We start from the raw sequence: 20,632 nt of genomic DNA, 5'->3' as shown, positions 1-20,632 counted from the left end.
GCCCCCCGGCCGCCTCCGGTTACGCCCCCGGCACGGCGACCTCCCCGCGCCGCCCGGCCCGCCGTGAGGGAGCCGTCCCGCCAGGCGGCGACGCCGTCACCGCCCCGCCGCCAGCGCTCGCGCCACCCCCGGCTCCCGGGGCCCGAGGAACCGCGGATGCGGCCGGAACACCGCGTCCAGCGCCGCCTTGCCCGCCGCGAACAGCTCGCGCGTCCCGCCGTAGTACCAGGTCACGTCGTGCTCGGCGGCCACCCCGACGCCGTACGAGTCCACTCCCGCCGCCTCGCACAGCGCCACCGCCCGCCGGATGTGGAAGTCCTGGCTGATCAGCACCGCCCGGTCCACCCCGAAGACCCGCCTGGCCCGCACGCAGGAGTCCCAGGTGTCGAACCCGGCGTAGTCGCTGACGATCCGCCGGTCCGGCACGCCGTGTTCCGTGAGGTAGGCGCGCATGGCGTCGGGCTCGTCGTAGTCCTCGCGGCTGTTGTCCCCGGTGACGAGGACGACCTCGATCCGCCCCGCCCGGTACAGCGTCACCGCCGCGTCCAGCCGGTGCGCGAGATACGGCGACGGCTCCCCGTGCCACAGCCCCGCCCCGAACACCACCGCGACCTCGGTGCGCGGCACGTCCGCCGTGGTGCGCAGCCGGTCCACCGTGGACAGGCGCAGCCAGGTCGCCGGCAGCAGCGCCAGCACACATCCGGCCACCAGGGCCAGCAGCAGCCGCCGCTGCCCGGCCCGGGTACGCGGCCACAGCGGCATTCGCGGCCGGCGGATCCTCATACGGCGTCCCTCCTGATCGTCCCGACCGGGGAAGACGCCGCCCGCACCGGCCCGGTTCGCCTCACACCCCGCCCCGGGCCGGGGTGATGGTACGGAAAATGCCCGTGACGGCCCGGCAACGGGGGCGCAACCTCGGGGGGCCAGGATCCTGCCATGACGGCGTCGACCCCACTCCGCACCCGCGCCCGGCCGGTCTCCCGGCCCGGCCGCCGCCGCCCGGCACCGCCCGCCCTGGTCCTGGTCGCCCACGGCAGCCGCGACCCGCGGGCGCTCACCACCGTCCGGGCCCTCCTGGACCGGGTCCGCGCGCTGCGCCCCGGCCTGCCGGTCCGCCTGGGCCACATCGAGCTGACCGAGCCCCTGCTGCCCGACACCCTCGCGGCCCTCGGCGCCCCCCGCGCCGTCCTCGTCCCGCTGCTCCTCGGCCGGGGCTACCACGTCAAGCAGGACATCCCCGAGCTGGCCGCCGCCGCACCGGTACCCGCGAGCGTGGCCGCCCCGCTCGGCCCGCACCCGCTGCTCGCCGAGGCCCTGCACGCCCGCCTGACCGAGGCCGGCTGGCCCGCCGCCCTGGACGGCACCGCCCGCCGTACGACCGCGGTCGTCCTCGCGGCGGCGGGCTCCCGCGACCCGGACTCGGCCACCGACACCCGCCGCACGGCCCGCCTCCTGGCCGGCCGGCTCGGCGTCCCGGTCGTCCCCGCGTACGCCTCGGCGGCGAACCCGACGGTCCCGACGGCCCTGCGCGCCCTGGCGGCCAGGGGCCGGCACCGGGTGGCCGTCGCGTCGTACTTCACGGCCCCGGGCCGCTTCGCGACGCAGTGCGCCTCCCAGGCGCCGTGGATCGCCTCGGCCCCGCTCGGGGCGCACGAGGCGATGGCCCGCCTGGTGCTGCACCGCTATGAGCAGAGCGCCGCCCTGCCGGGGACCTCCGCGGCCTGAGGGACCCGCGGCGGCCCCGCACGCGAAGCACGCGACCGGTCGGCTTACTGTCGACCCATGGAAGGCACCGCACTCTCCACGGCACACGACCCGGCATACGATCCGGCGTCAGCCGAACGCTGGGCCCCCGAACCCGACAAACGCCCCGGCCGTACCGCCTTCCAGCGCGACCGCGCCCGCATCCTCCACTCGGCCGCCCTGCGCCGACTGGCCGGCAAGACGCAGGTGGTGACCCCGGGGACCAGGAGCCAGATGTGGGACGCCAGCCCGCGCACCCGCCTCACCCACTCCCTGGAATGCGCGCAGGTGGGCCGGGATCTGGGCGCCGCCCTCGGCTGTGACCCGGACCTGGTGGAGGCGGCCTGCCTCGCCCACGACCTCGGTCATCCCCCCTTCGGGCACAACGGCGAGCGGGCGCTGAACGAGTTCGCCGACGACTGCGGCGGTTTCGAGGGCAACGCCCAGTCCCTCAGGCTCCTCACCCGCATCGAGCCGAAACGGTTCACCGAGGACCGCTCCGTCGGCCTGAACCTCACCCGCGCCACCCTGGACGCCGCCACCAAGTACCCCTGGCCGCGCGGCGGGCACCCCACCGCGCCCGGGTCACCGAAGTTCGGTGTGTACGACGACGACCGCGCGGTGTTCGACTGGGTCCGCGCCCACGCCCCCGGCACCCGCACCTGCTTCGAGGCGCAGGTCATGGACTGGTCGGACGACGTGGCCTACTCGGTGCACGACGTCGAGGACGGACTGCACGCCGGGCACATCGACCCCAACTGCCTGCACGCCGAGCCGGAACGACGGGCGGTGTTCGAGGTGGCCGCCCGCCGCTACGCCCCCGCCGGCACCGACCCGGCCGAACTCGACGCGGCCCTGGACCGCCTCCAGGACGAGGAGTGGTGGCCGCACGGCTACGACGGCACGGCCGCCGCCCAGGCCCGGCTGAAGGACGCCACCAGCCAGCTCATCGGCCGGTTCTGCCTGGCCGCCGAGACCGCCACGCGCGCCGCGTACGGCACGGGCCGGCTCACCCGGTACGCCGCCCGGCTGGTCGTACCCCGCGAGACCCGCATGGAGTGCGCCGTCCTCAAGGCGGTCGCGGACCGGTACGTGATGCAGCGCGCCGAGCAGGAGCGGCTGCGCGCCGACCAGCGGGTGATCGTCGCCGAACTGGCCGAGGCGCTGACCGCCCGCGCGCCCGACGGACTGGACCCGCAGTTCCGCGCGCTGTTCGACGCGGCGGACGACGACCGGGGGCGCAAGCGGGTGATCGTCGACCAGATCGCCTCCCTCACCGACGCCTCCGCGCTGTCGTTGCACGCGAGACTGACGGGACGCGGGTGACACCGACGTGACCCTCCGTGGCCTGATCGGGTCACCCCCTCTTCCCGCATCACGCTGCGTGCGGGAGGCTCGCACGTGGCGGCACCCTTACGAGGAGGCATCAAGTGGTCGACGCGGATCAGACATTCGTCATCGTCGGAGGCGGTCTCGCCGGTGCGAAGGCGGCCGAGACGCTCCGGGCGGAGGGTTTCAGCGGACGGGTGATACTGATCTGCGACGAACGCGACCACCCGTACGAGCGCCCGCCGCTGTCCAAGGGCCTCCTGCTCGGCAAGGAGGAGCGCGACAGCGTCTTCGTGCACGAGCCCGCCTGGTACGCGCGGCACGACGTCGAGCTGCACCTCGGCCAGACCGTGGACCGGATCGACCGCACGGCGAAGACGGTCCGCTTCGGTGACGACGGCACCCTCGTCCGCTACGACAAGCTGCTGCTGGTCACCGGCGCCGAACCGCGCCGCCTGGACGTTCCCGGCACCGGCCTGGCGGGCGTCCACCACCTGCGCCGCCTCGCGCACGCCGAGCGCCTGAGGGGGGTGCTCCAGCACCTCGGCCGGGACAACGGGCACCTGGTGATCGCGGGCGCCGGGTGGATCGGCCTGGAGGTCGCGGCGGCGGCCCGGCAGTACGGCGCCGAGGTCACGGTGATCGAACCGGAGCCGACCCCGCTGCACGGCGTCCTCGGCCCGGAGCTGGGCAACGTCTTCGCCGAGCTGCACCGCGAGCACGGCGTCCGCTTCCACTTCGGGGCCCGGATCACCGAGATCGTCGGGCAGGACGGCATGGTCCTCGCCGCCCGCACCGACGACGGCGAGGAGCACCCGGCGCACGACGTCCTCGCGGCGATCGGCGCGGCCCCGCGGGTGGCGCTCGCCGAGGCGGCCGGGCTGGAGATCGCCGGTCCGGAGCACGGCGGCGGCATCCTGGTGGACGAGCGGCTGCGCACCTCCGACCCCGACATCCACGCGGCCGGGGACGTGGCGTCCTTCCCGCTCGGCCTGTTCGCCACCCGGCTGCGGGTGGAGCACTGGGCGAACGCCCTGAACGGCGGCCCGGCCGCCGCCCGGGCGATGCTCGGCCGGGACGTCACCTACGACCGCGTGCCGTACTTCTTCACCGACCAGTACGACCTGGGCATGGAGTACAGCGGATGGGCGCCGCCCGGCTCGTACGACGAGGTGGTGATCCGGGGCGACGCGGGCAAGCGGGAGTTCATCGCGTTCTGGGTGCGCGAGGGGCGCGTGCTGGCCGGGATGAACGTGAACGTGTGGGATGTCACAGAGCACATCCAGAACCTGATCCGTTCCCGGGCCCGGGTGAACGTGGAGGCCCTGTCCGACCCGCACGTCCCGCTCGCCGGGCTCGTCCCGTGACCCCCGAAGGCACCGGAAGGGCCACCGCGCCCCCGTAGAATTCATCCGTGGCAGGACGGATCAACGACGAGGACGTGAAGGCGGTTCGGGACGCGGTCCCGATCGACGCCGTGGTCTCCGAGTACCTCCAGCTGCGCGGCGCGGGCGGCGGCAACCTGAAGGGCCTGTGCCCGTTCCATGACGAGAAGTCGCCGTCTTTCCAGGTCAGCCCCAGCAAGGGACTCTTCCACTGCTTCGGCTGCCAGGAGGGCGGCGACACCATCACCTTCGTGATGAAGGTGGACCACCTCACCTTCTCGGAGGCGGTCGAGCGGCTGGCCGCACAGGCCGGCATCACGCTGCGGTACGAGGAGGGCGGGTACAACCCGGCCCACCAGCGCGGCGAGCGCATCCGCCTGGTCGAGGCGCACAAGATCGCCGCGCAGTGGTACGCCGAGCAGCTCGCCACCGGCGCCGAGGCCGAGGCCGGCCGGGTCTTCCTCGCCGAGCGCGGCTTCGACCAGGCCGCCGCCGTGCACTTCGGGGTCGGCTACAGCCCGCAGGGCTGGGACCACCTCACCCGCTATCTGCGCGGCAAGGGCTTCAGTGACAAGGAGCTGATCCTCTCCGGGCTGGCCCAGGAGGGCCGCCGGGGTCCCATCGACCGCTTCCGCGGCCGTCTGATGTGGCCGATCCGGGACATCGGCGGCGAGGTCGTCGGCTTCGGCGCCCGCAAGCTGTACGAGACGGACAACGGGCCGAAGTACCTGAACACCCCCGAGACGGCGATCTACAAGAAGAGTCAGGTGCTGTACGGCATCGACCTGGCGAAGAAGGACATCGTCAAGACCAGCCGCGCGGTGGTGGTCGAGGGCTACACCGACGTCATGGCCTGCCATCTGGCCGGGGTGACGACCGCCATCGCGACCTGCGGCACGGCCTTCGGCGGGGAGCACATCAAGATCCTGCGGCGGCTGCTGATGGACAACGGCAGCGCGCGGGTGATCTTCACCTTCGACGGGGACGCGGCCGGGCAGAAGGCGGCGCTGCGGGCCTTCGAGGACGACCAGAAGTTCGCCGCCGAGACCTACATCGCGATCGCGCCCGACGGCATGGACCCCTGCGACCTGCGGCTCGCCAAGGGCGACGAGGCGGTCGCCGACCTGGTCGAACCCCGCACCCCCCTCTTCGAGTTCGCGCTCCGGCAGATCGTGGGCCGGTACGACCTGGACACCCCGGCCGGGCGGGCCGCCGCGCTGGACGAGGCCGCGCCGGTCGTCGCGAGGATCAAGAACAGCGGGGCGCAGCACGAGGTCGCCGTGGAGCTGGCCGGGATGCTGGGCATCCTCGACACCCAGTTCGTGGTCCGCCGGGTCGCCCAGCTGGCCCGCTGGGCGCGCGAGGGCGGCAAGGGGCCGCAGCGGTCCGACCGGCGCCGCGCGGACGAGCGGCAGTGGGCCGAGGCGCCACGCCCGGCGAACTCCGGCCCGGCGCTGACCCTGCGCAACCCGGTCTACGCCGCCGAACGCGAACTGCTCAAGCTCGCCCTCCAGCGGCCCGAGCTGGTCTCCCCGGCGTTCGACGCGTACGGCGTGGACGAGTTCACGGCACCGCCGTACGCCGCCGTACGGCTGGCCATCGCGGAGGCGGGCGGCGCGGAGTACGGCGTGCCCGACCCGCAGGAGTACCTGGTCCGGGTGCGCGAGGCCGCCCCGGACGACACGGTCCGCTCCATGGTCACGGAGCTGGCCGTCGAGCCCATCCTGCGCCGCACGGTGGACGAGACCTACGCCGGCACGGTCCTGGTCCAGATCCGCCGCCGCGCCGTCGAGCGCCGCATCCGCGACATCCAGTCCCAGATGACCCGCCTCGCCACCGGCGGCGACCCCGCCCAGCTGACCGCCGTCCAGAACGAACTCTGGGTCCTCCAGCAGTACGACCAGGCCCTGCGGGAACGGGGCGCGGAGGCCCTCTGACGGGTCAGCCGTCCCCCTTGGGGATGCCCGGGCGGCGCAGGGCGCGGATCACCTGCATGTCCATCCCCCTCGTTCCGCGGCCCGCAGTTGCCGGTCGCATAGTCCGACGAGTCGCATAACCGCCCGGTCACCGGACGGATGCAAAAAGTCACCGCACGCCCCTCGTGGCGGTGTTGTGTCGTACCCCACACTGGGGGCGGTGCCCGAGCCTCGGAGCGCACGCTGCCGCTCGGCTTCGCAGCGATCATCCTGGAGGTCGCCCCCCGTGCAGACCCGGACCCTCGCCCAGACCGACAGCAGTACGAGCGCCACCCGCACCGACCCGGACGAGCCCGACGCGGAGACCGGCGTCCTCGTGGCCGTACCCCCGCGGGACCGGGCCGGGGACCTGGACCCGGAGCCGGCCGCCGAGGAGGCGGAGGAGGCCGCGGGAGAGGCGGAGGGGCCGGACGAGTCGGAGCCGGACGAGCCCGTGGAGGCCGAGGTCCCGGTCGTCGCGCGGGCGGAGTCCGGCGGGCCCTCGGCCGACCTGTTCCGGCAGTACCTGCGCGAGATCGGCCGCATCCCGCTGCTCACCGCCGCCGAGGAGGTGGAACTCGCCCGCCGGGTCGAGGCCGGCCTCTTCGCGGAGGAGAAGCTCGGCACCACCCCGGACCTGGACAGCGAACTGGCGCTCGACCTGGACCGCCTCGTCGTCATGGGCCGGATGGCCAAGCGCAGACTCATCGAGGCCAACCTGCGGCTGGTCGTCTCCGTCGCCAAGCGGTACGTCGGCCGCGGCCTGACCATGCTCGACCTCGTCCAGGAGGGCAACCTCGGTCTCATCCGGGCCGTGGAGAAGTTCGACTACGCCCGCGGCTACAAGTTCTCCACCTACGCCACCTGGTGGATCCGCCAGGCGATGTCCCGGGCGCTGGCCGACCAGGCGCGCACGATACGCGTCCCGGTGCATGTGGTGGAGCTGATCAACCGGGTCGTCCGGGTGCAGCGGCGGATGCTCCAGGAACGCGGCCACGAACCCACCGCCGAAGAGGTCGGCGCCCATCTCGACCTGTCGCCCGAGCGGGTCCGCGAGGTGCTGCGCCTCGCCCAGGAGCCGGTCTCGCTGCACGCACCGGTCGGCGAGGAGGACGACGTCGCCCTCGGCGACCTCATCGAGGACGGCGACGCCGCGAGCCCGGTGGAGTCGGCCGCCTTCCTGCTGCTGCGCGAGCACCTGGACGCGGTGCTGTCCACGCTGGGGGAGCGCGAGCGGAAGGTCGTACAGCTGCGCTACGGCCTGGCCGACGGGCGCCCGCGCACGCTGGAGGAGATCGGCCGGCTGTTCGGCGTGACCCGGGAGCGGATCCGCCAGATCGAGTCGAAGACCCTCAGCAAGCTCCGCGACCACACCTTCGCGGAACAGCTGAGGGGCTACCTGGACTGAGGGGCCGCCGCCGGGCGGCGGCCCCCGCGCCTAGTCCACCTCGGCCACGGCCTGTGCGAACTGCGCCTGGTACAGCCGGGCGTACGCCCCGCTGGCCGCCAACAGCTCGGCGTGCGCGCCCTGTTCGACGATCGACCCGTTCTCCATCACGAGGATGGTGTCCGCGTCCCGGATCGTCGACAGCCGGTGCGCGATCACGAACGACGTACGGCCCGACGCCAGTTTGGCCATCGCCTTCTGGATCAGCACCTCCGTGCGCGTGTCCACGGAACTCGTCGCCTCGTCCAGCACCAGGATCACCGGGTCGGACAGGAACGCCCGCGCGATGGTGATCAGCTGCTTCTCACCGGCGCTGACGCCCGTGCCCTCGTCGTCGATCACGGTGTCGTAGCCGTCGGGCAGCGTCCGGATGAACCGGTCGGCGTGCGCGGCCCGCGCCGCCTCCTCGATCTCGCCGCGGGTGACCTCGCGCGCGGCGCCGTAGGCGATGTTCTCCGCGATGGTGCCGCCGAACAGCCAGGTGTCCTGGAGCACCATGCCGATCCCGGCACGGAGTTCGTCCCGGGTCATCCTCCGGATGTCCACCCCGTCCAGGGTGATCCGGCCGGCCGAGACGTCGTAGAACCGCATCAGGAGGTTGACCAGCGTGGTCTTGCCCGCGCCGGTCGGGCCGACGATCGCCACCGTGTGTCCCGGCTCCACCGTCAGCGACAGGTCCTCGATCAGCGGCTTCTCGGGGTCGTACCGGAACGACACGTGCTCCAGGCACACCCGTCCGCGCAGCTCGGCCGGCCGCTCGCCCGGCACCGGGTCCGCCTCCTGCTCCTCCGCGTCCAGGAGCTCGAAGATCCGCTCGGCGGAGGCCACCCCGGACTGCACCAGGTTCGCCATCGACGCGACCTGCGTCAGCGGCATCGAGAACTGCCGCGAATACTGTATGAACGCCTGTACGTCACCGATCGACAGGGCACCGGAGGCCACCCGCAGCCCGCCGACGACCGCCACCAGCACATAGTTCAGGTTCGACACGAACATCATCAGCGGCTGCATGATGCCGCTGTTGAACTGCGCCTTGAACCCGGCCTGGTAGAGCGCCTCGTTCTGCTCGGCGAACTGCTGTGCCGACTCATCCTGCCGCCCGAACACCTTCACCAGGGCGTGCCCGGTGTACATCTCCTCGATGTGGGCGTTGAGCGTGCCGGTGGAGCGCCACTGCTGCACGAAGTGCGGCTGCGACCGCTTGCCGACCCGGGTGGCGACCACGAACGACAGCGGGACGGTGACGAGGGCCACCAGCGCCAGGATCCAGGACACCCAGAACATCATGACCAGCACGCCGACGATGGTCAGCACCGAGTTGATCAGCTGTCCCATCGACTGCTGGAGGGTCTGCCCGATGTTGTCGATGTCGTTGGTCGCCCGGGACAGCACCTCACCGCGCTGGCGCTTGTCGAAGTACGACAGCGGCAGCCGCGACAACTTGGCCTGCACGTCCTCGCGCATCCGGTACATCGTGCGGTTCACGGCACGGTTGACCAGCCGCGTCGCGACCGCCATCAGCAGGCCGGCGACCAGGAAGGTGCCGAGGGCGAGCAGCAGAACCTCGCCCACGGCCGTGAAGTCGATGCCCTTGCCGGGGGTGAAGTCGGTGCCCTTGAGCATGTCCGCGACCCGGCCCTGGCCGCGCTCGCGCAGGGAGTCGAGCACCTGCTCCTTGGTGGCACCGTGCGGCATCTGCCGGCCGACGATGCCGGAGAAGACCAGGTCGGTGGCGCGGCCGAGGATCTTCGGGCCGACCACGCTCAGGGCCACGCTGACGACCACGCACAGCAGCAGGGCGTAGATCGTCAGCCGCTCCGGGCGGAACCGGGCGACGAGCCGCTTGCCCGACCCCTTGAAGTCCATCGAGCGCTGGTCGGGGCCGCCCCCGGCCATCATGCGTCCCATGGGCCCGGCCATCAGGCGGCCTCCGCTTCCGTCAGCTGGGAGAGCACGATCTCCCGGTAGGTCTGGTTGGCTGCCATCAGCTCGGCGTGCCGGCCGGAGCCGACCACCCGGCCCTCGTCCAGCACGATGATCCGGTCCGCGTCCCGGATGGTCGACACCCGCTGGGCGACGATCACCACGGTGGCCTCGGCGGTCTCCCGGGCCAGCGCGGCGCGCAGGGCGGCGTCGGTGGCGTAGTCGAGCGCCGAGAAGGAGTCGTCGAAGAGGTAGATCTCCGGGCGCTGCACCAGCGTCCGGGCGATGGCGAGCCGCTGCCGCTGACCGCCGGAGACATTGGTGCCGCCCTGCGCGATCGGCGCGTCCAGGCCGCCCTCCAGCTTCGTCACGAAGTCCTTGGCCTGCGCCACCTCCAGCGCGTGCCACAACTCCTCGTCGGTGGCGTCCGGATTGCCGTAGCGAAGGTTCGTGGCGACCGTGCCGGCGAACAGGTACGGCTTCTGCGGGACCAGCCCGACGGTCTTCGCGAGCAGCACCGGGTCGGCCTCGCGCACGTCCACGCCGCCCACCAGCACCTCGCCGTCGGTGGCGTCGAACAGCCGGGGGACCAGCCCGAGCAGCGTCGACTTCCCGCTGCCGGTGGAGCCGATCACGGCCGTCGTCTCGCCGGGCCGCGCCGTCAGGTCGATGGACCTCAGCACCGGCTCCTCGGCACCCGGATAGCGGAAGCCCGCGCCTCGGATCTCCAGGTGCCCGTGGGAGCGCAGCCGGGCGACGGGGGCCGCCGGCGGCACGACGCTGGACTCGGTGTCCAGCACCTCCTGGATGCGCTCGGCGCAGACCTCGGCGCGCGGCACCATCATGAACATGAAGGTCGCCATCATCACGGACATGACGATCTGCATCAGATAGGCGAGGAACGCGGTCAGGTCGCCGATGGCCATCCCGCCGCTGTCGATGCGGTGCGCGCCGAACCACACCACCGCGATGGACGACAGGTTCACCACCGTCATCACCATCGGGAACATCAGGGCCAGCAGCCGGCCGGTGGCCAGCTGCATGTCGGTCAGCTCCGCGTTGGCCCGGCCGAACCGCTCCTGCTCGTAGGAGTCCCGGACGAAGGCGCGGATCACCCGGTTGCCGGTGATCTGCTCGCGCAGCACCCGGTTGACCGTGTCCAGCCGGACCTGCATCGACCGGAACAGCGGGCGCAGCCGGCGCACGATCAGGGTCACGCAGACGCCGAGCACCGGCACGACGGCGACCAGCACGGCGGACAGCGGCACGTCCAGGCCGAGCGCGAGCACGATGCCGCCCACGCACATGATGGGCGCCGACACCATCAGGGTGAACGTCATCAGGGCCAGCGTCTGGACCTGCTGGACGTCGTTGGTGGTACGGGTGATGAGGGAGGGCGCCCCGAAGTGACCCACCTCACGCGCGGAGAAGGACTGCACCCGGTCGAAGACGGCACCGCGCACGTCCCGGCCGAGCGCCGAGGCGGTCCGGGCGCCGTAGTACACGGCTCCGATGTTGCAGACGACCTGGACCAGCGAGATGCCGATCATCAGGACGCCGAAGGACAGGATGTAGCCCGTGTCGCCCTTCACGACACCGTTGTCGATGATGTCGGCGTTCAGGGTGGGCAGGTAGAGGGTCGCGCAGGTCTGGAGGAGCTGGAACACCACCAGGAGGGCGATGGGTTTCTTGTAGGGCCTGAGGTAGGTCCGTAGAAGTCGTATGAGCACGCTACGTCTCTCGGGGTCGGCGACAGGGGCTGGTCGGTTGCCCTTGGCCCCCATCGTCGGACACTCCACCCGCGTTACCTCAACCGATTAACCCGAAGGTTTCTCCTCTACTGGCCGATGGTTTCGGCAAGTTAACGCCCGTTAAGTCCCGATAGGTCCTGATAAGACCTGGCAAGTCCCTTAGGGACGGAATGCCCCCGGGTGGGTCTGCTCCCGCACCGCCGTGAACTGCTGCCGCACCGCCTGTCCGAGGGCCAGTTCCTCGCCCGGCTCCAGCACCTGCGCCGCCGCGCCCTGCCAGGCCGGCGGGGTGCGCGGATCGAGGGTGCCCTGCGACACCCCGAGCGCCCAGGCCGCCTGCCGGGCCGCGCCGATCGCCGCGTAGTCCGCCGGCTGCGGCACGACGACCTGCGCGCCGAACAGCGACGGCGCCGAGGCCTGGACGGCGGGCAGCTCCGCGGCGGCGCCCAGCAGGAAGATCCGGCGCACCTCCACGCCCCGCCCGCGCAGCACGTCCAGCGCGTCCGCCAGCCCGCAGAGCATGCCCTCGAAGGCGGCCCGCGCCAGGTGCTCGGGCTTCATCGACTCGCGCCGCAGCCCGGCGAGGGTGCCCGCGGTGTGCGGCAGGTTCGGCGTCCGCTCGCCCTCCAGGTACGGCAGCAGCACCAGCCCGTGCGCCCCCGGCGTGGACTTCACCGCCAGCTCGGACAGGCTCTCCAGGTCCGGCAGGCCGAGCAGTTCGGCGGTGCCGCGCAGGGCGCGTACGGCGTTCAGGGTGGTGACCACCGGCAGGTGCATGCCGGTGGCGTCGGCGAGCGAGGTGATCATCCCGGACTGGTCGGCGAGCGCCTCCGGGTGCACGGCCGTCACGGAACCGGAGGCGCCGAGCGACACCACCACGTCCCCGGGGCCCAGGCCCAGCCCGAACGCGGCGGCCATGGTCTCCCCGGTGCCGGCCGAGATCAGCAGCCCCTCCGGGGTGGTGCCGGCCGCGTCCGAGGGACCGATCACCTCCGGCAGCACCGCCTGGTGGCCGAGCGCCAGCTCGACCAGGTCGGGGCGCCAGGCGCCGGTGGCCGCCGACCAGTACCCGGTGCCGGAGGCCCCGCCGCGGTCGGTGGTGCGCCGCAGGGGCCGTCCGAGCAGCTGCCACACCAGCCAGTCGTGGGCCTGGAGCAGGACGGCGGTGCGCTGCGCGTGCTCCGGTTCGTTCTTCGCCAGCCAGCGCAGCTTGGTGACCGGCTGGGCGGCGCCCGGCACACAGCCGACGGCCTGCGCCCAGGCCTCCCGGCCGCCGAGCGCGTCCACCAGATCGGCGGCGGCGACCTGCGCGCGCTTGTCGCCGCCGACCAGGGCCGGGCGGACGGTGTTGCCCTGGGCGTCCAGCGGGACCACGGCGTTCTGCTGGGCCGAGACCCCGATGGCCTGCACCCCCTCCAGCAGCCCGCCGCCGGCCGCCTCACCGAGGGAGAGCAGCCAGATCTGCGGGTCGACGTCGCTGGGCCGGCCCTCCACCGGATGCGGGGCGTACCCCTGTCGTAGTACGGCACCGGTGTCCGTGTCGCAGACCACGATGCGTGTGAACTCCGGTGAGCTGTCCAAGCCGGCGACTATCCCCATGCGGAGGATTTTGCCGTACCGCCGCGCCCGGCCTCGGCCCAGGGCGCCCCAGGGGGAGGAGGTGCCTGTCGCGGGGCGGGCGCGGGCCCGTCGTGACCTGCCGCGCCGCCGGTCAGGTGGTGCCGGTCCCCCAGTCGTCCTCGCGGGTGCCGTGGCCGTTGCGCTCCCGCAGCGAGCGGACCCGGTGGGCCACCGACTCCGGGATGCGGTCGCCGACCGTGTGGAACGCCTTGCCGGCGTAGACGCGGCCCTGCTGGGCGGCGGTCTCGGCGGTGTTGCGGACCGCGGGGTTCTGCGCGATCTGCTGGGCCGACTTCTTCAGCTGTTCGTAGCGCTCGCGTCCGGCCTTGGTGCCGAGTACGTAACCGAGGGCCAGACCGGCGAGGAACGTGAGCCGGTAGCGCATGGCTGCCACCCTTCCCGTGCGTTGGTATCTGGTGCGGCGCTGGCGCCGAGGGTACCGATTGGCGGAGCACCCCCCTGCTTGCGCTAATGTATGTGTCGCAGCGAGCGGCCGCCCCCTGGCGAATACCCAGGTAGGTACGTTCGATGCAACGAGGCGATCCTCCGTAGCTCAATTGGCAGAGCAGCCGGCTGTTAACCGGCAGGTTACTGGTTCGAGTCCAGTCGGGGGAGCTTCGGTCCTCCGTAGCTCAATTGGCAGAGCAGCCGGCTGTTAACCGGCAGGTTACTGGTTCGAGTCCAGTCGGGGGAGCGCTGAACGAGGACCCCTCAGGGGTCCTTTTTCATGTCCCCGGGAACCGCCGCGCCCACGGCGCTGTCCTCAAGGTCATGAGCAGCAGCGCGGAAGCCGACCATCCGAGGCAGGAGATCGTATGAGCGGCTATGCTGCGGCAGACGGCGCGCACACTTGTACGCGACACGCCGCTATGGGGCGGTAGCTCAGCCGGTTAGAGCAGCGGACTCATAATCCGTCGGCCGTGGGTTCGAGTCCCACCCGCCCCACCAAGCGCAGGTCAGAGAAACGTTCTGACCTGCGGAAACGTATTTTCGGGCTGCCGAATTCGGAATCCTGGGCCAGCGGAGTGGAGTGGGACCGTGGCCAGGGGACGCGGGGTTTCAGAACGGCTGTGCGCGGGCCTGCGCGTCAGGGGCGACACGACCGGCGTTGATGCGCTCGCTGTGGCGGCGGGCGACGGCCACCAGGCCCGGCTGCGGCCGCCGGCGCCCACCCGGGAACGGTGTGAGACGCGCTGAAGCAGGGGCCGGGGTTCGTGGGTCGGCCTCCTCCGGCCGGTCAGACCGCTGCGGCTGCACACGAGACCTTGATCGGGGCCGGTGCGCACCGTTCGGGAGGCGGGTGCCGGCTGGTCCGTCGGACGACGCCAGCGACTGTTGGCTGAGTGCACCGTCGGGGGGACCGCGGACCCGGCCGGGTGGCCGCCCCTTTCACACGCCCTGAACCGCCGCCCGGACGTCCGACGCGCATCGCCCGTGGAGCCGAGACGGTGTCAGGCCCCGCTGGCCGTCGCACGGGAGGCACCGGCGATACAGGTCCGGCGGTGCCGACTCCAGGCCGCTGACGGTGCGGAACGTACGGCTGCCCGTGGTGGCGAGATCGGCAGTGCGCCGCGGGTCTCATTCCGGGGTGGGGCCTTCGGGGGCCAGTCGTCGCATGCGGCCTCTCATATGCGGACGGCCGAGATCGTCGGTCTCCCGGGCCTGCCGCTCCACGGTTGAATACCGGTGTGGCACGGAAGACGGTGGGATTCGACGAGGACGGTCTGCGGGCGCTGGCCGGGACGCGGTCCTTCGAGCGGGGGCTGGGGTACCTGGAAGCGGTGAGCGGTCTGGAGGTGGGGGACGGCTCGGTCACCGCCGTGGTGCACGGTACGGATGTCTACGAGGTGGAGCTCACCCACGGCGGGGACGAGGGGATCTCGGGGCGGTGCGACTGCCCGTACGGGCAGGAGGGAAACTTCTGCAAGCACTGTGTGGCGGTGGGGCTGACCGTGCTGCGGCGGGCGAAGACGATTCCACACCAGCGAGCCGCGGCGCGGGCACGAGCTTCCACCTTGGAAGGGTGGCTTTCGGCGCTGTCGCGTGACGAACTCCTGGCGCTGGTGCGGGAACACGTCGCCGAGGACCGAGAACTGCGCCGGCGCCTGGAGTTGCGGGCCGCCGCTGCTCGTTCCGACCTCCGCACGGTCCGGGATCGGGTCGTCGCCCTGATCGATCCCCGGCCGTTCGCCCGGTACGGGTACATCGAGTACGTGGATGCCGCTGGGTATGCCCGGCAGGTGGCCGAGGCGGCGGACGCGCTGCGCGCCCTGATCGCCGGCAGGCAGGCGGCGCAGGCGGTCGGCCTGGCCGAGGAGGCGCTCCGGGCGCTGGGGGAGGCGTACGGGGAGATCGACGACCCCGACGGTGTGATCGGGGAGGCCGCCGCCGCGATGGCGAAGGCCCATCTGGAGGCCTGCGGGGCCGCCCGCCCCGATCCGGACCGGCTGGCCGAGTCGCTGGTCGGCCACCTGCTCGGCGACGGCAGTGAGGTGACGGACCTGGATCCGCTCGACTACGCCGAGGTGCTGGGACCGAGCGGCCTGGCCCGAATGCGGCAGCTGGCGACCGAGGCGCTCAGGCGCAGGCCGTCCGGCCGGGCGGAGCGGTACCTGATGGAACGCCTGGTCAAGGCGGGCGGTGACGTCGACGCGCTGGTCGCCCTGCACGCCCAGGACCTTGAACCGTCGGGTGCCACACATCTGCGCATCGCCGAGGAACTCGAAGCGGCGGGCCGCGCGGACGAGGCGCTTGCCTGGGCGGGGCGGGGACTGCGGGACTGCGCCGCCGAGACGCACGTCGACGGCCGTCTGGTCGAGTACGTGTGCGTCCGGTACGCGAAGACGGGACGGGCGGCGGACGCGGTCGCGGTGCGGCGGGACCGGTTCCGTGTCGAGCGGTCCCTGGCCGCCTACCGGCAGCTGCGTTCCGCCGCCCGGGCGGCGGACTGCTGGGAGGCCGAACGCGCGGCGGCGCTGGCCACCTTGAGGGAGGACGCCCGTCGTGAGCAGGGCGGCCGGTACGGCGGGCCTGTTCTGATCGACGCGTTGATCGACGACGGTGACCTGGACGCCGCCTGGCGTGAGGCGGCCGGGCGGGCCGGCGACCGCCAGTGGGAGCGGCTCGCCGACCTGTCGCGTGAGACGCGTCCGGGTGAGGCGCTCGACGTGTACCTCCGGCTGGTCGAGCGGTCGACGGAGCCGACCGGGGACCGCGCCTACGAGCACCTGGCACGGCTGCTGCAGGGCGTCCGTGACTGCCATCGTGCGCTGGGCACCGAGGAGGTGTTCGGCGCGTATCTCGGAGGCCTGCGGACAGAACTGAAACGCAGGCGGAAGCTGATGAGCATCCTCGAGCGGCACGGGCTGTGACGGTGGGCGGGCCCGGCGTCCGCTCATCTGTGTGCTGGACGGCGTCTGACGGCCCGAGGCCGGTCAGTTCGTGAGATCGATCATCCGTACCGGCTGTCCGGTCGTGCGGGCGATCGTCTCGACGTCGCGGTCGTGGTGGAGCAGGGTCAGCCCCGCCTCTTCCGCGGCGGCGGCGACCAGCAGGTCGACGGGGCCCGCACTGCGGTGCTCGCCCTTGGCGGTGAGCAGTTCCTGGACGACGCGTGCGCGTCGGTAGACGCCGTCGGGCATGGGGCACCAGGTGTAGTGGGCTTCCAGCGCGCGCTTTACACGTTCCCGGTCTGCCGCCGAGCGGGATGAGTAGAGGACTTCCAGTTCGGTGATGTCACACAGGGCGACGAGTCCCGCGCCGATCCTGTCGTCCCGCTCGGCGGTGCTCCGGCCGAGCAGGACGCGGGCGAGGGCGGAGGTGTCGATCAGATAGTCGGCACTGTGGAGGGGGCGGCATCGGCGGGGCCGGAGCGGTTCTGTTCGGCAGGGCGTGACGTCATCGCCCAGGCATTCCTCCCAAAGGCCCGCATCAACGTCCTCAACCGGCTCACCGGCGCTGACCTGGACCGTCTCGTCACCAATGGGCTGGGCGAGGTCGCCCTCGGCATCGAGTCGGGCAGTGACCGCATCCTGGCCGCCACGGACAAGCGGATCGGCGCCGAGACGACCGAGCGCGTCGCCCGCCGCCTGGTCGCCCACGGCATCGGCGTGAAGGGCTGCTTCATCCTCGGTTTCCCCGGTGAAACCCGATCGGACCTGGACGCCACCGTTCGGCACATCCGCAACCGCCGGAATCGTGACCGGAGATCCCACTCGGGCCCACCGGGGCCGAAGAAGGGGAGTCATCAGTGCCATCGCGCGGCGGCAGCGCACCGAGCCGGTGCTGCCCCGGCGCCCCGCACCGGATGCCGGACGGTGTTTCCCGACCGTCCCTGCAACCCTTTCCCCCTCCCCGGTGTTCTGTCTGGTAATGGATGAGAAGGCCGAGCGGCAGCTGACCGAGCTTCTCGCCGTGGACCTCGACGGTGGCTTCACCGAGCTGGTCAGGGTTCACGGCAGGGCCGTGTACACGTTCCTGCTCCGGGTCTCCGGCTCGGCCACCGAGGCGGACGACCTGGGGCAGGACGTCTTCCTGCGCGCCTACACCGCCTTGCAGGGGTACGACTCCGAGCGCCGGCGGCAGCTCAGTCCGCGCCCCTGGCTGCTCACCGTCGCCGCCAACGTCTGGCGCAACCACCTGCGCACCTGTTCGCGGCGGCCCGCGCTGGCGGGCGTGCCCGTGGAGGACACCGCCGACACCTGGACCGACCGCAGTCCGGGGCCGGAGGAACTGGCCGCGCTCGCCGAGGACCGGCGGCGGCTGGTCCTGGCGTTGCTGGAGCTGCCCGAGCACCACCGCGCGCCCGTGGTGCTCCGGCACGTGCTGGGACTGAGCTACACGGAAGTGGCCGAGGTACAGCGGTGCGCGGTCGGTACGGCCAAGGCACAGGTGTCCCGGGGCCTGAAGGGGCTGCGCCGGCTGCTGGAGCCGGAGACGGCCCTGCTGGAGGAGGTGATGACATGAGGAGTGACCGAGAGGTACCGCGCCTCGACGCGGCCCGGCCCGGCCTGGCCGGGCTCGTCACGGAACCACCGGCGGACTTCGCCGCGCGCGTGCTGCGCCGCGCCGGCGTCCCGCGCGAGCGCTACGACACCTATGTCCGCCTCGGCACCGCCGCCGGCGGTCTCTACGTGGCGGCGAGCCCGGAGGCGGTGACCGGGGCCGCGCTGGACACCGGCGGGCTGACCGCGCCGGGCTTCGAGGAACTGCACCGCTCCCGGACGAACCGGTCGGCCCTGCGGTCGGCCAAGCCGTTCCCCGGGGTCACCACCGCGCTGCGGACCGGCCGCGCCCGGCGCCTGCCCATCGACCTGTCCCCGCTCGCCCCGGCGGACCGGGCGGTGCTGGAGGCCGTACGCGCCATCCCCGCCGGACAGCTGCGCCCGGTCGGCTGGATCGCCCGGGAGGCCGCGGTGGACCCGGCGGCCGTGCCCGGCGCGCTGGCCCTCAACCCGGCCGCGGTGCTGATCCCCTGTCACCGTGTGACGTACGACAACGGCACCCCCTGTGACGCCGGGTACCTGCCCGGGGCGGGGGAGGCGCTGCGCGCCGCCGAGGGCATCGAACCGGGGCGGGTGGCGGAGCTGCGCCGGCGCGGCGTGGTGTTCCTCGGCAGCGACACCACCCGGATCTACTGCCACCCGACCTGTGCCCACGCCCGCCGGATCACCCCGCCCCACCAGGTGCCGTTCCGTACCGCCCGGGAAGCCGGACGGGCCGGGTACCGGGCCTGCAAGAGCTGCCGGCCTCTCACCGCATGACCGGACCCGCGACGGCCACCACCCGGCGTACGGTCCCGAAGAAAACCGGAGTTGAGCCTTGTCAACCACTCACACCACCGCGGTGGTCACCACGCACCCCACCCCGCTGGGCCCGCTGGTGCTCGGCGCCACGGCCGACGCGCTCGTGCTGTGCTGCTACGGCGCGGTGGATGACGCGGTCGCCCGCCTCACCCGGGGCGGGCTGCGCGCCGTCGAGGAGGAGCGCGCGGACCCGGCGCAGCTGAAGGTCCTGGCCGAGACCCGGGACCAGCTCGACGCCTATCTGACCGGCGCCCGGCGGGACTTCACCCTGCCGGTGGACCTGCGGCTCGCCACCCCGTTCAGCCGGCAGACCGTCATGGCGCTGGACGCTTTCGTGCCGTACGGGCGCACCGCCACCTACGCGGGGCTGGCCGAGGCGCTCGGCAGGCCCCGGGCCGCCCGCGCCGTCGGCACGGCCCTCGGCGCCAACCCGGTCTGCGTCGTGCTGCCCTGCCACCGGATCGTCGGTTCCGGCGGCGGCCTGAACGGGTACGCGGGCGGCCTGGACGCCAAACGGTTCCTGCTCGCCCTGGAGGCGGGCGACGGCCCGGCGGCCCCCTGACCGGTGGGCGCCGGCCCATCCCCCGTCCCCGGCGCCCACCCCTTCCCTTCCGCATGTCCATCCGTCACGGAGAGCCACCCGCGTGAACAGCTACGACACCCCGCCCCTGCCCGGTCTCGCGGAGCCGGCGCCCGCCGGACGCCCCGCCCCCGACGGCGGCGTGCTGCCGCCCCTGGACTGGACCGCCCTGGCGGCCGAGCTGGACGCGGAGGGCGTCGCGCTCACCCCGCCGCTGCTGGACGCGGACCAGTGCGCCCGGCTGCGGGAGATGTACGACGAGCCGGCGCTCTTCCGCAGCACGGTGACGATGGCCAGGCACCGGTTCGGCGAGGGCTCCTACCGCTACTTCGCCCACCCGCTGCCGGAGCCGGTGGCGGCCCTGCGCCGGGAGCTGTACCCGCCGCTGGCCCGTATCGCCAACACCTGGGCCGCCCGGCTCGGCGAACCGGAATTCCCCGACCGGCACGAGGACCTCGTCGCCGCCTGCGCCGCCGCCGGGCAGCACCGGCCGACCCCGCTGCTGCTCCGCTACGGACCGGGCGGCTACAACTGCCTGCACCAGGACGTGTACGGCGATCTCACCTTCCCGCTCCAGGTGGCGGTGCTGCTGGACCGGCCGGACGAGGATTTCACCGGCGGCGAGAGCGTGTTCGTGGAGCAGCGCCCGCGCGCCCAGTCCCGGCCCCTGGTGCGCCGCCCGGTGCAGGGGCAGGGGCTGATCTTCACCGTCCACCACCGTCCCGTGCGCTCCGCGCGCGGCTGGAGCCGGGTGCAGCTGCGGCACGGGGTGAGCGCCGTGCACAGCGGACGGCGCCATGTGCTCGGCGTGATCTTCCACGACGCCCGCTGAGCGGGGCGGCATCCGGGCGGGCCGGCCGCGGCGCGGCGAACCGTGTACGACCGCCGTACCGGCCCGGTTCTGCCGCCTCGCTCCAGTGGCGCCGCAGCCTCGGCAACGGGGCTGGTCAGAGGTGCCCTGCCGCGTTCCGGAAACTGCCGCTCCGGCTGGAGAGCCGCTGGAGATCGGCAACAAGGTCGTTACATACGGTGGCTGTGCGACGGCAGGGGGGAACCGCGTCCTGCCTCGTACCACTGTCAATCCGGCGACCCACC

General features: G+C 72.9%; 17 protein-coding genes and 3 tRNA genes. 14 read left to right on the top strand and 6 right to left on the bottom strand.

All coding sequences use genetic code 11. The annotated features are described in order from the left end of the window. Positions 1-96: 96 nt before the first annotated feature. Positions 97-783 carry an ElyC/SanA/YdcF family protein gene (locus tag AB0E62_RS15130; RefSeq protein WP_362192532.1) on the bottom strand — a complete coding sequence of 229 codons (687 nt, stop codon included), beginning with the start codon at positions 781-783 and terminating at the stop codon, positions 97-99. Between the two features lie 153 nt (positions 784-936). Between AB0E62_RS15130 and AB0E62_RS15125 the strand changes: the two genes are divergently transcribed. The 5 genes from AB0E62_RS15125 to AB0E62_RS15105 all read left to right on the top strand — a co-directional run bounded on the left by AB0E62_RS15125 (position 937) and on the right by AB0E62_RS15105 (position 7,820). Next, positions 937-1,725 carry a sirohydrochlorin chelatase gene (locus AB0E62_RS15125; protein WP_362192529.1) on the top strand — a complete coding sequence of 263 codons (789 nt, stop codon included), beginning with the start codon at positions 937-939 and terminating at the stop codon, positions 1,723-1,725. Positions 1,726-1,782: 57 nt separating this feature from the next. Next, positions 1,783-3,069 (top strand): deoxyguanosinetriphosphate triphosphohydrolase, encoded by a 1,287-nt coding sequence (locus AB0E62_RS15120; protein WP_362192526.1) that lies wholly within the window; start codon positions 1,783-1,785, stop codon positions 3,067-3,069. 104 nt (positions 3,070-3,173) lie between these two features. Then, positions 3,174-4,439 (top strand): FAD-dependent oxidoreductase, encoded by a 1,266-nt coding sequence (locus AB0E62_RS15115; RefSeq protein ID WP_362192523.1) that lies wholly within the window; start codon positions 3,174-3,176, stop codon positions 4,437-4,439. 47 nt (positions 4,440-4,486) lie between these two features. Then, on the top strand, positions 4,487-6,394 hold the full coding sequence (gene dnaG / locus AB0E62_RS15110) for a DNA primase (protein WP_362192520.1): 1,908 nt from the start codon (positions 4,487-4,489) through the stop codon (positions 6,392-6,394). Positions 6,395-6,659: 265 nt separating this feature from the next. Then, complete coding sequence (locus AB0E62_RS15105) at positions 6,660-7,820, top strand: RNA polymerase sigma factor (RefSeq protein WP_362192517.1); 1,161 nt, start codon at positions 6,660-6,662, stop codon at positions 7,818-7,820. 30 nt (positions 7,821-7,850) lie between these two features. Here AB0E62_RS15105 and AB0E62_RS15100 read toward each other — a convergent pair whose 3' ends face one another. The 4 genes from AB0E62_RS15100 to AB0E62_RS15085 all read right to left on the bottom strand — a co-directional run bounded on the left by AB0E62_RS15100 (position 7,851) and on the right by AB0E62_RS15085 (position 13,538). Beyond that, positions 7,851-9,779: an ABC transporter ATP-binding protein gene (locus AB0E62_RS15100; protein ID WP_362192514.1), complete on the bottom strand. Its 1,929-nt coding sequence runs from the start codon at positions 9,777-9,779 to the stop codon at positions 7,851-7,853. Then, on the bottom strand, positions 9,779-11,512 hold the full coding sequence (locus AB0E62_RS15095) for an ABC transporter ATP-binding protein (RefSeq protein WP_362192511.1): 1,734 nt from the start codon (positions 11,510-11,512) through the stop codon (positions 9,779-9,781). The genes AB0E62_RS15100 and AB0E62_RS15095 overlap by 1 nt, the downstream gene beginning before the upstream one ends. Positions 11,513-11,692: 180 nt before the next feature. Next, on the bottom strand, positions 11,693-13,132 hold the full coding sequence (locus AB0E62_RS15090; RefSeq protein ID WP_362192508.1) for an FGGY family carbohydrate kinase: 1,440 nt from the start codon (positions 13,130-13,132) through the stop codon (positions 11,693-11,695). Between the two features lie 112 nt (positions 13,133-13,244). Further along, positions 13,245-13,538, bottom strand: coding sequence for a YtxH domain-containing protein (locus tag AB0E62_RS15085; protein WP_362192505.1), 294 nt, complete (start codon positions 13,536-13,538; stop codon positions 13,245-13,247). A 157-nt stretch (positions 13,539-13,695) separates the two neighbouring features. Here AB0E62_RS15085 and AB0E62_RS15080 point away from each other — a divergent pair. The 4 genes from AB0E62_RS15080 (at position 13,696) to AB0E62_RS15065 (ending at position 16,524) form a co-directional block, all read left to right on the top strand. Continuing rightward, positions 13,696-13,768: transfer RNA gene (locus AB0E62_RS15080), tRNA-Asn, on the top strand. A gap of 6 nt (positions 13,769-13,774) precedes the next feature. Next, positions 13,775-13,847, top strand: a tRNA-Asn gene (locus tag AB0E62_RS15075). Positions 13,848-14,024: 177 nt separating this feature from the next. Continuing rightward, positions 14,025-14,101: transfer RNA gene (locus tag AB0E62_RS15070), tRNA-Ile, on the top strand. 740 nt (positions 14,102-14,841) lie between these two features. After that, a complete protein-coding gene (locus AB0E62_RS15065) occupies positions 14,842-16,524 on the top strand; it encodes a hypothetical protein (RefSeq protein WP_362192502.1) in 1,683 nt (560 codons plus the stop codon). 63 nt (positions 16,525-16,587) lie between these two features. Here AB0E62_RS15065 and AB0E62_RS15060 read toward each other — a convergent pair whose 3' ends face one another. Next, entirely contained in the window at positions 16,588-17,061 is a 474-nt protein-coding gene (locus AB0E62_RS15060) for a PIN domain nuclease (RefSeq protein WP_362192833.1), read from the bottom strand. Between AB0E62_RS15060 and AB0E62_RS15055 the strand changes: the two genes are divergently transcribed. The 5 genes from AB0E62_RS15055 (at position 16,996) to AB0E62_RS15035 (ending at position 20,369) form a co-directional block, all read left to right on the top strand. After that, on the top strand, positions 16,996-17,532 hold the full coding sequence (locus AB0E62_RS15055) for a radical SAM protein (protein ID WP_362192830.1): 537 nt from the start codon (positions 16,996-16,998) through the stop codon (positions 17,530-17,532). The genes AB0E62_RS15060 and AB0E62_RS15055 overlap by 66 nt on opposite strands. Further along, positions 17,525-18,118, top strand: a complete 594-nt coding sequence (locus AB0E62_RS15050) for an RNA polymerase sigma factor (RefSeq protein ID WP_362192499.1) — start codon at positions 17,525-17,527, stop codon at positions 18,116-18,118. Before AB0E62_RS15055 ends, AB0E62_RS15050 begins: the two co-directional genes overlap by 8 nt. After that, positions 18,115-18,915 carry an MGMT family protein gene (locus AB0E62_RS15045; protein WP_362192496.1) on the top strand — a complete coding sequence of 267 codons (801 nt, stop codon included), beginning with the start codon at positions 18,115-18,117 and terminating at the stop codon, positions 18,913-18,915. Before AB0E62_RS15050 ends, AB0E62_RS15045 begins: the two co-directional genes overlap by 4 nt. Positions 18,916-18,973: 58 nt before the next feature. After that, on the top strand, positions 18,974-19,519 hold the full coding sequence (locus AB0E62_RS15040; protein ID WP_362192493.1) for a methylated-DNA--[protein]-cysteine S-methyltransferase: 546 nt from the start codon (positions 18,974-18,976) through the stop codon (positions 19,517-19,519). A gap of 82 nt (positions 19,520-19,601) precedes the next feature. After that, positions 19,602-20,369 (top strand): 2OG-Fe(II) oxygenase, encoded by a 768-nt coding sequence (locus tag AB0E62_RS15035; RefSeq protein WP_362192490.1) that lies wholly within the window; start codon positions 19,602-19,604, stop codon positions 20,367-20,369. Positions 20,370-20,632 lie beyond the last annotated feature (263 nt).

The organism is Streptomyces sp. NPDC038707, assembly GCF_040636485.1.
Classification (GTDB): domain Bacteria; phylum Actinomycetota; class Actinomycetes; order Streptomycetales; family Streptomycetaceae; genus Streptomyces.
Note: the sequence above shows the minus strand (reverse complement) of the source record. Positions and strands in the feature narration are given on the sequence as shown.

Excerpts from the sequence above, each read along its gene's own strand:
- AB0E62_RS15130 (WP_362192532.1), bottom strand. The coding sequence starts at position 783 with ATGAGGATCCGCCGGCCGCGAATGCCGCTGTGGCCGCGTACCCGGGCC.
- AB0E62_RS15050 (WP_362192499.1), top strand. The coding sequence starts at position 17,525 with ATGGATGAGAAGGCCGAGCGGCAGCTGACCGAGCTTCTCGCCGTGGAC.
- AB0E62_RS15100 (WP_362192514.1), bottom strand. The coding sequence starts at position 9,779 with ATGGCCGGGCCCATGGGACGCATGATGGCCGGGGGCGGCCCCGACCAG.
- AB0E62_RS15085 (WP_362192505.1), bottom strand. The coding sequence starts at position 13,538 with ATGCGCTACCGGCTCACGTTCCTCGCCGGTCTGGCCCTCGGTTACGTA.
- AB0E62_RS15045 (WP_362192496.1), top strand. The coding sequence starts at position 18,115 with ATGAGGAGTGACCGAGAGGTACCGCGCCTCGACGCGGCCCGGCCCGGC.
- AB0E62_RS15125 (WP_362192529.1), top strand. The coding sequence starts at position 937 with ATGACGGCGTCGACCCCACTCCGCACCCGCGCCCGGCCGGTCTCCCGG.
- AB0E62_RS15090 (WP_362192508.1), bottom strand. The coding sequence starts at position 13,132 with ATGGGGATAGTCGCCGGCTTGGACAGCTCACCGGAGTTCACACGCATC.
- AB0E62_RS15120 (WP_362192526.1), top strand. The coding sequence starts at position 1,783 with ATGGAAGGCACCGCACTCTCCACGGCACACGACCCGGCATACGATCCG.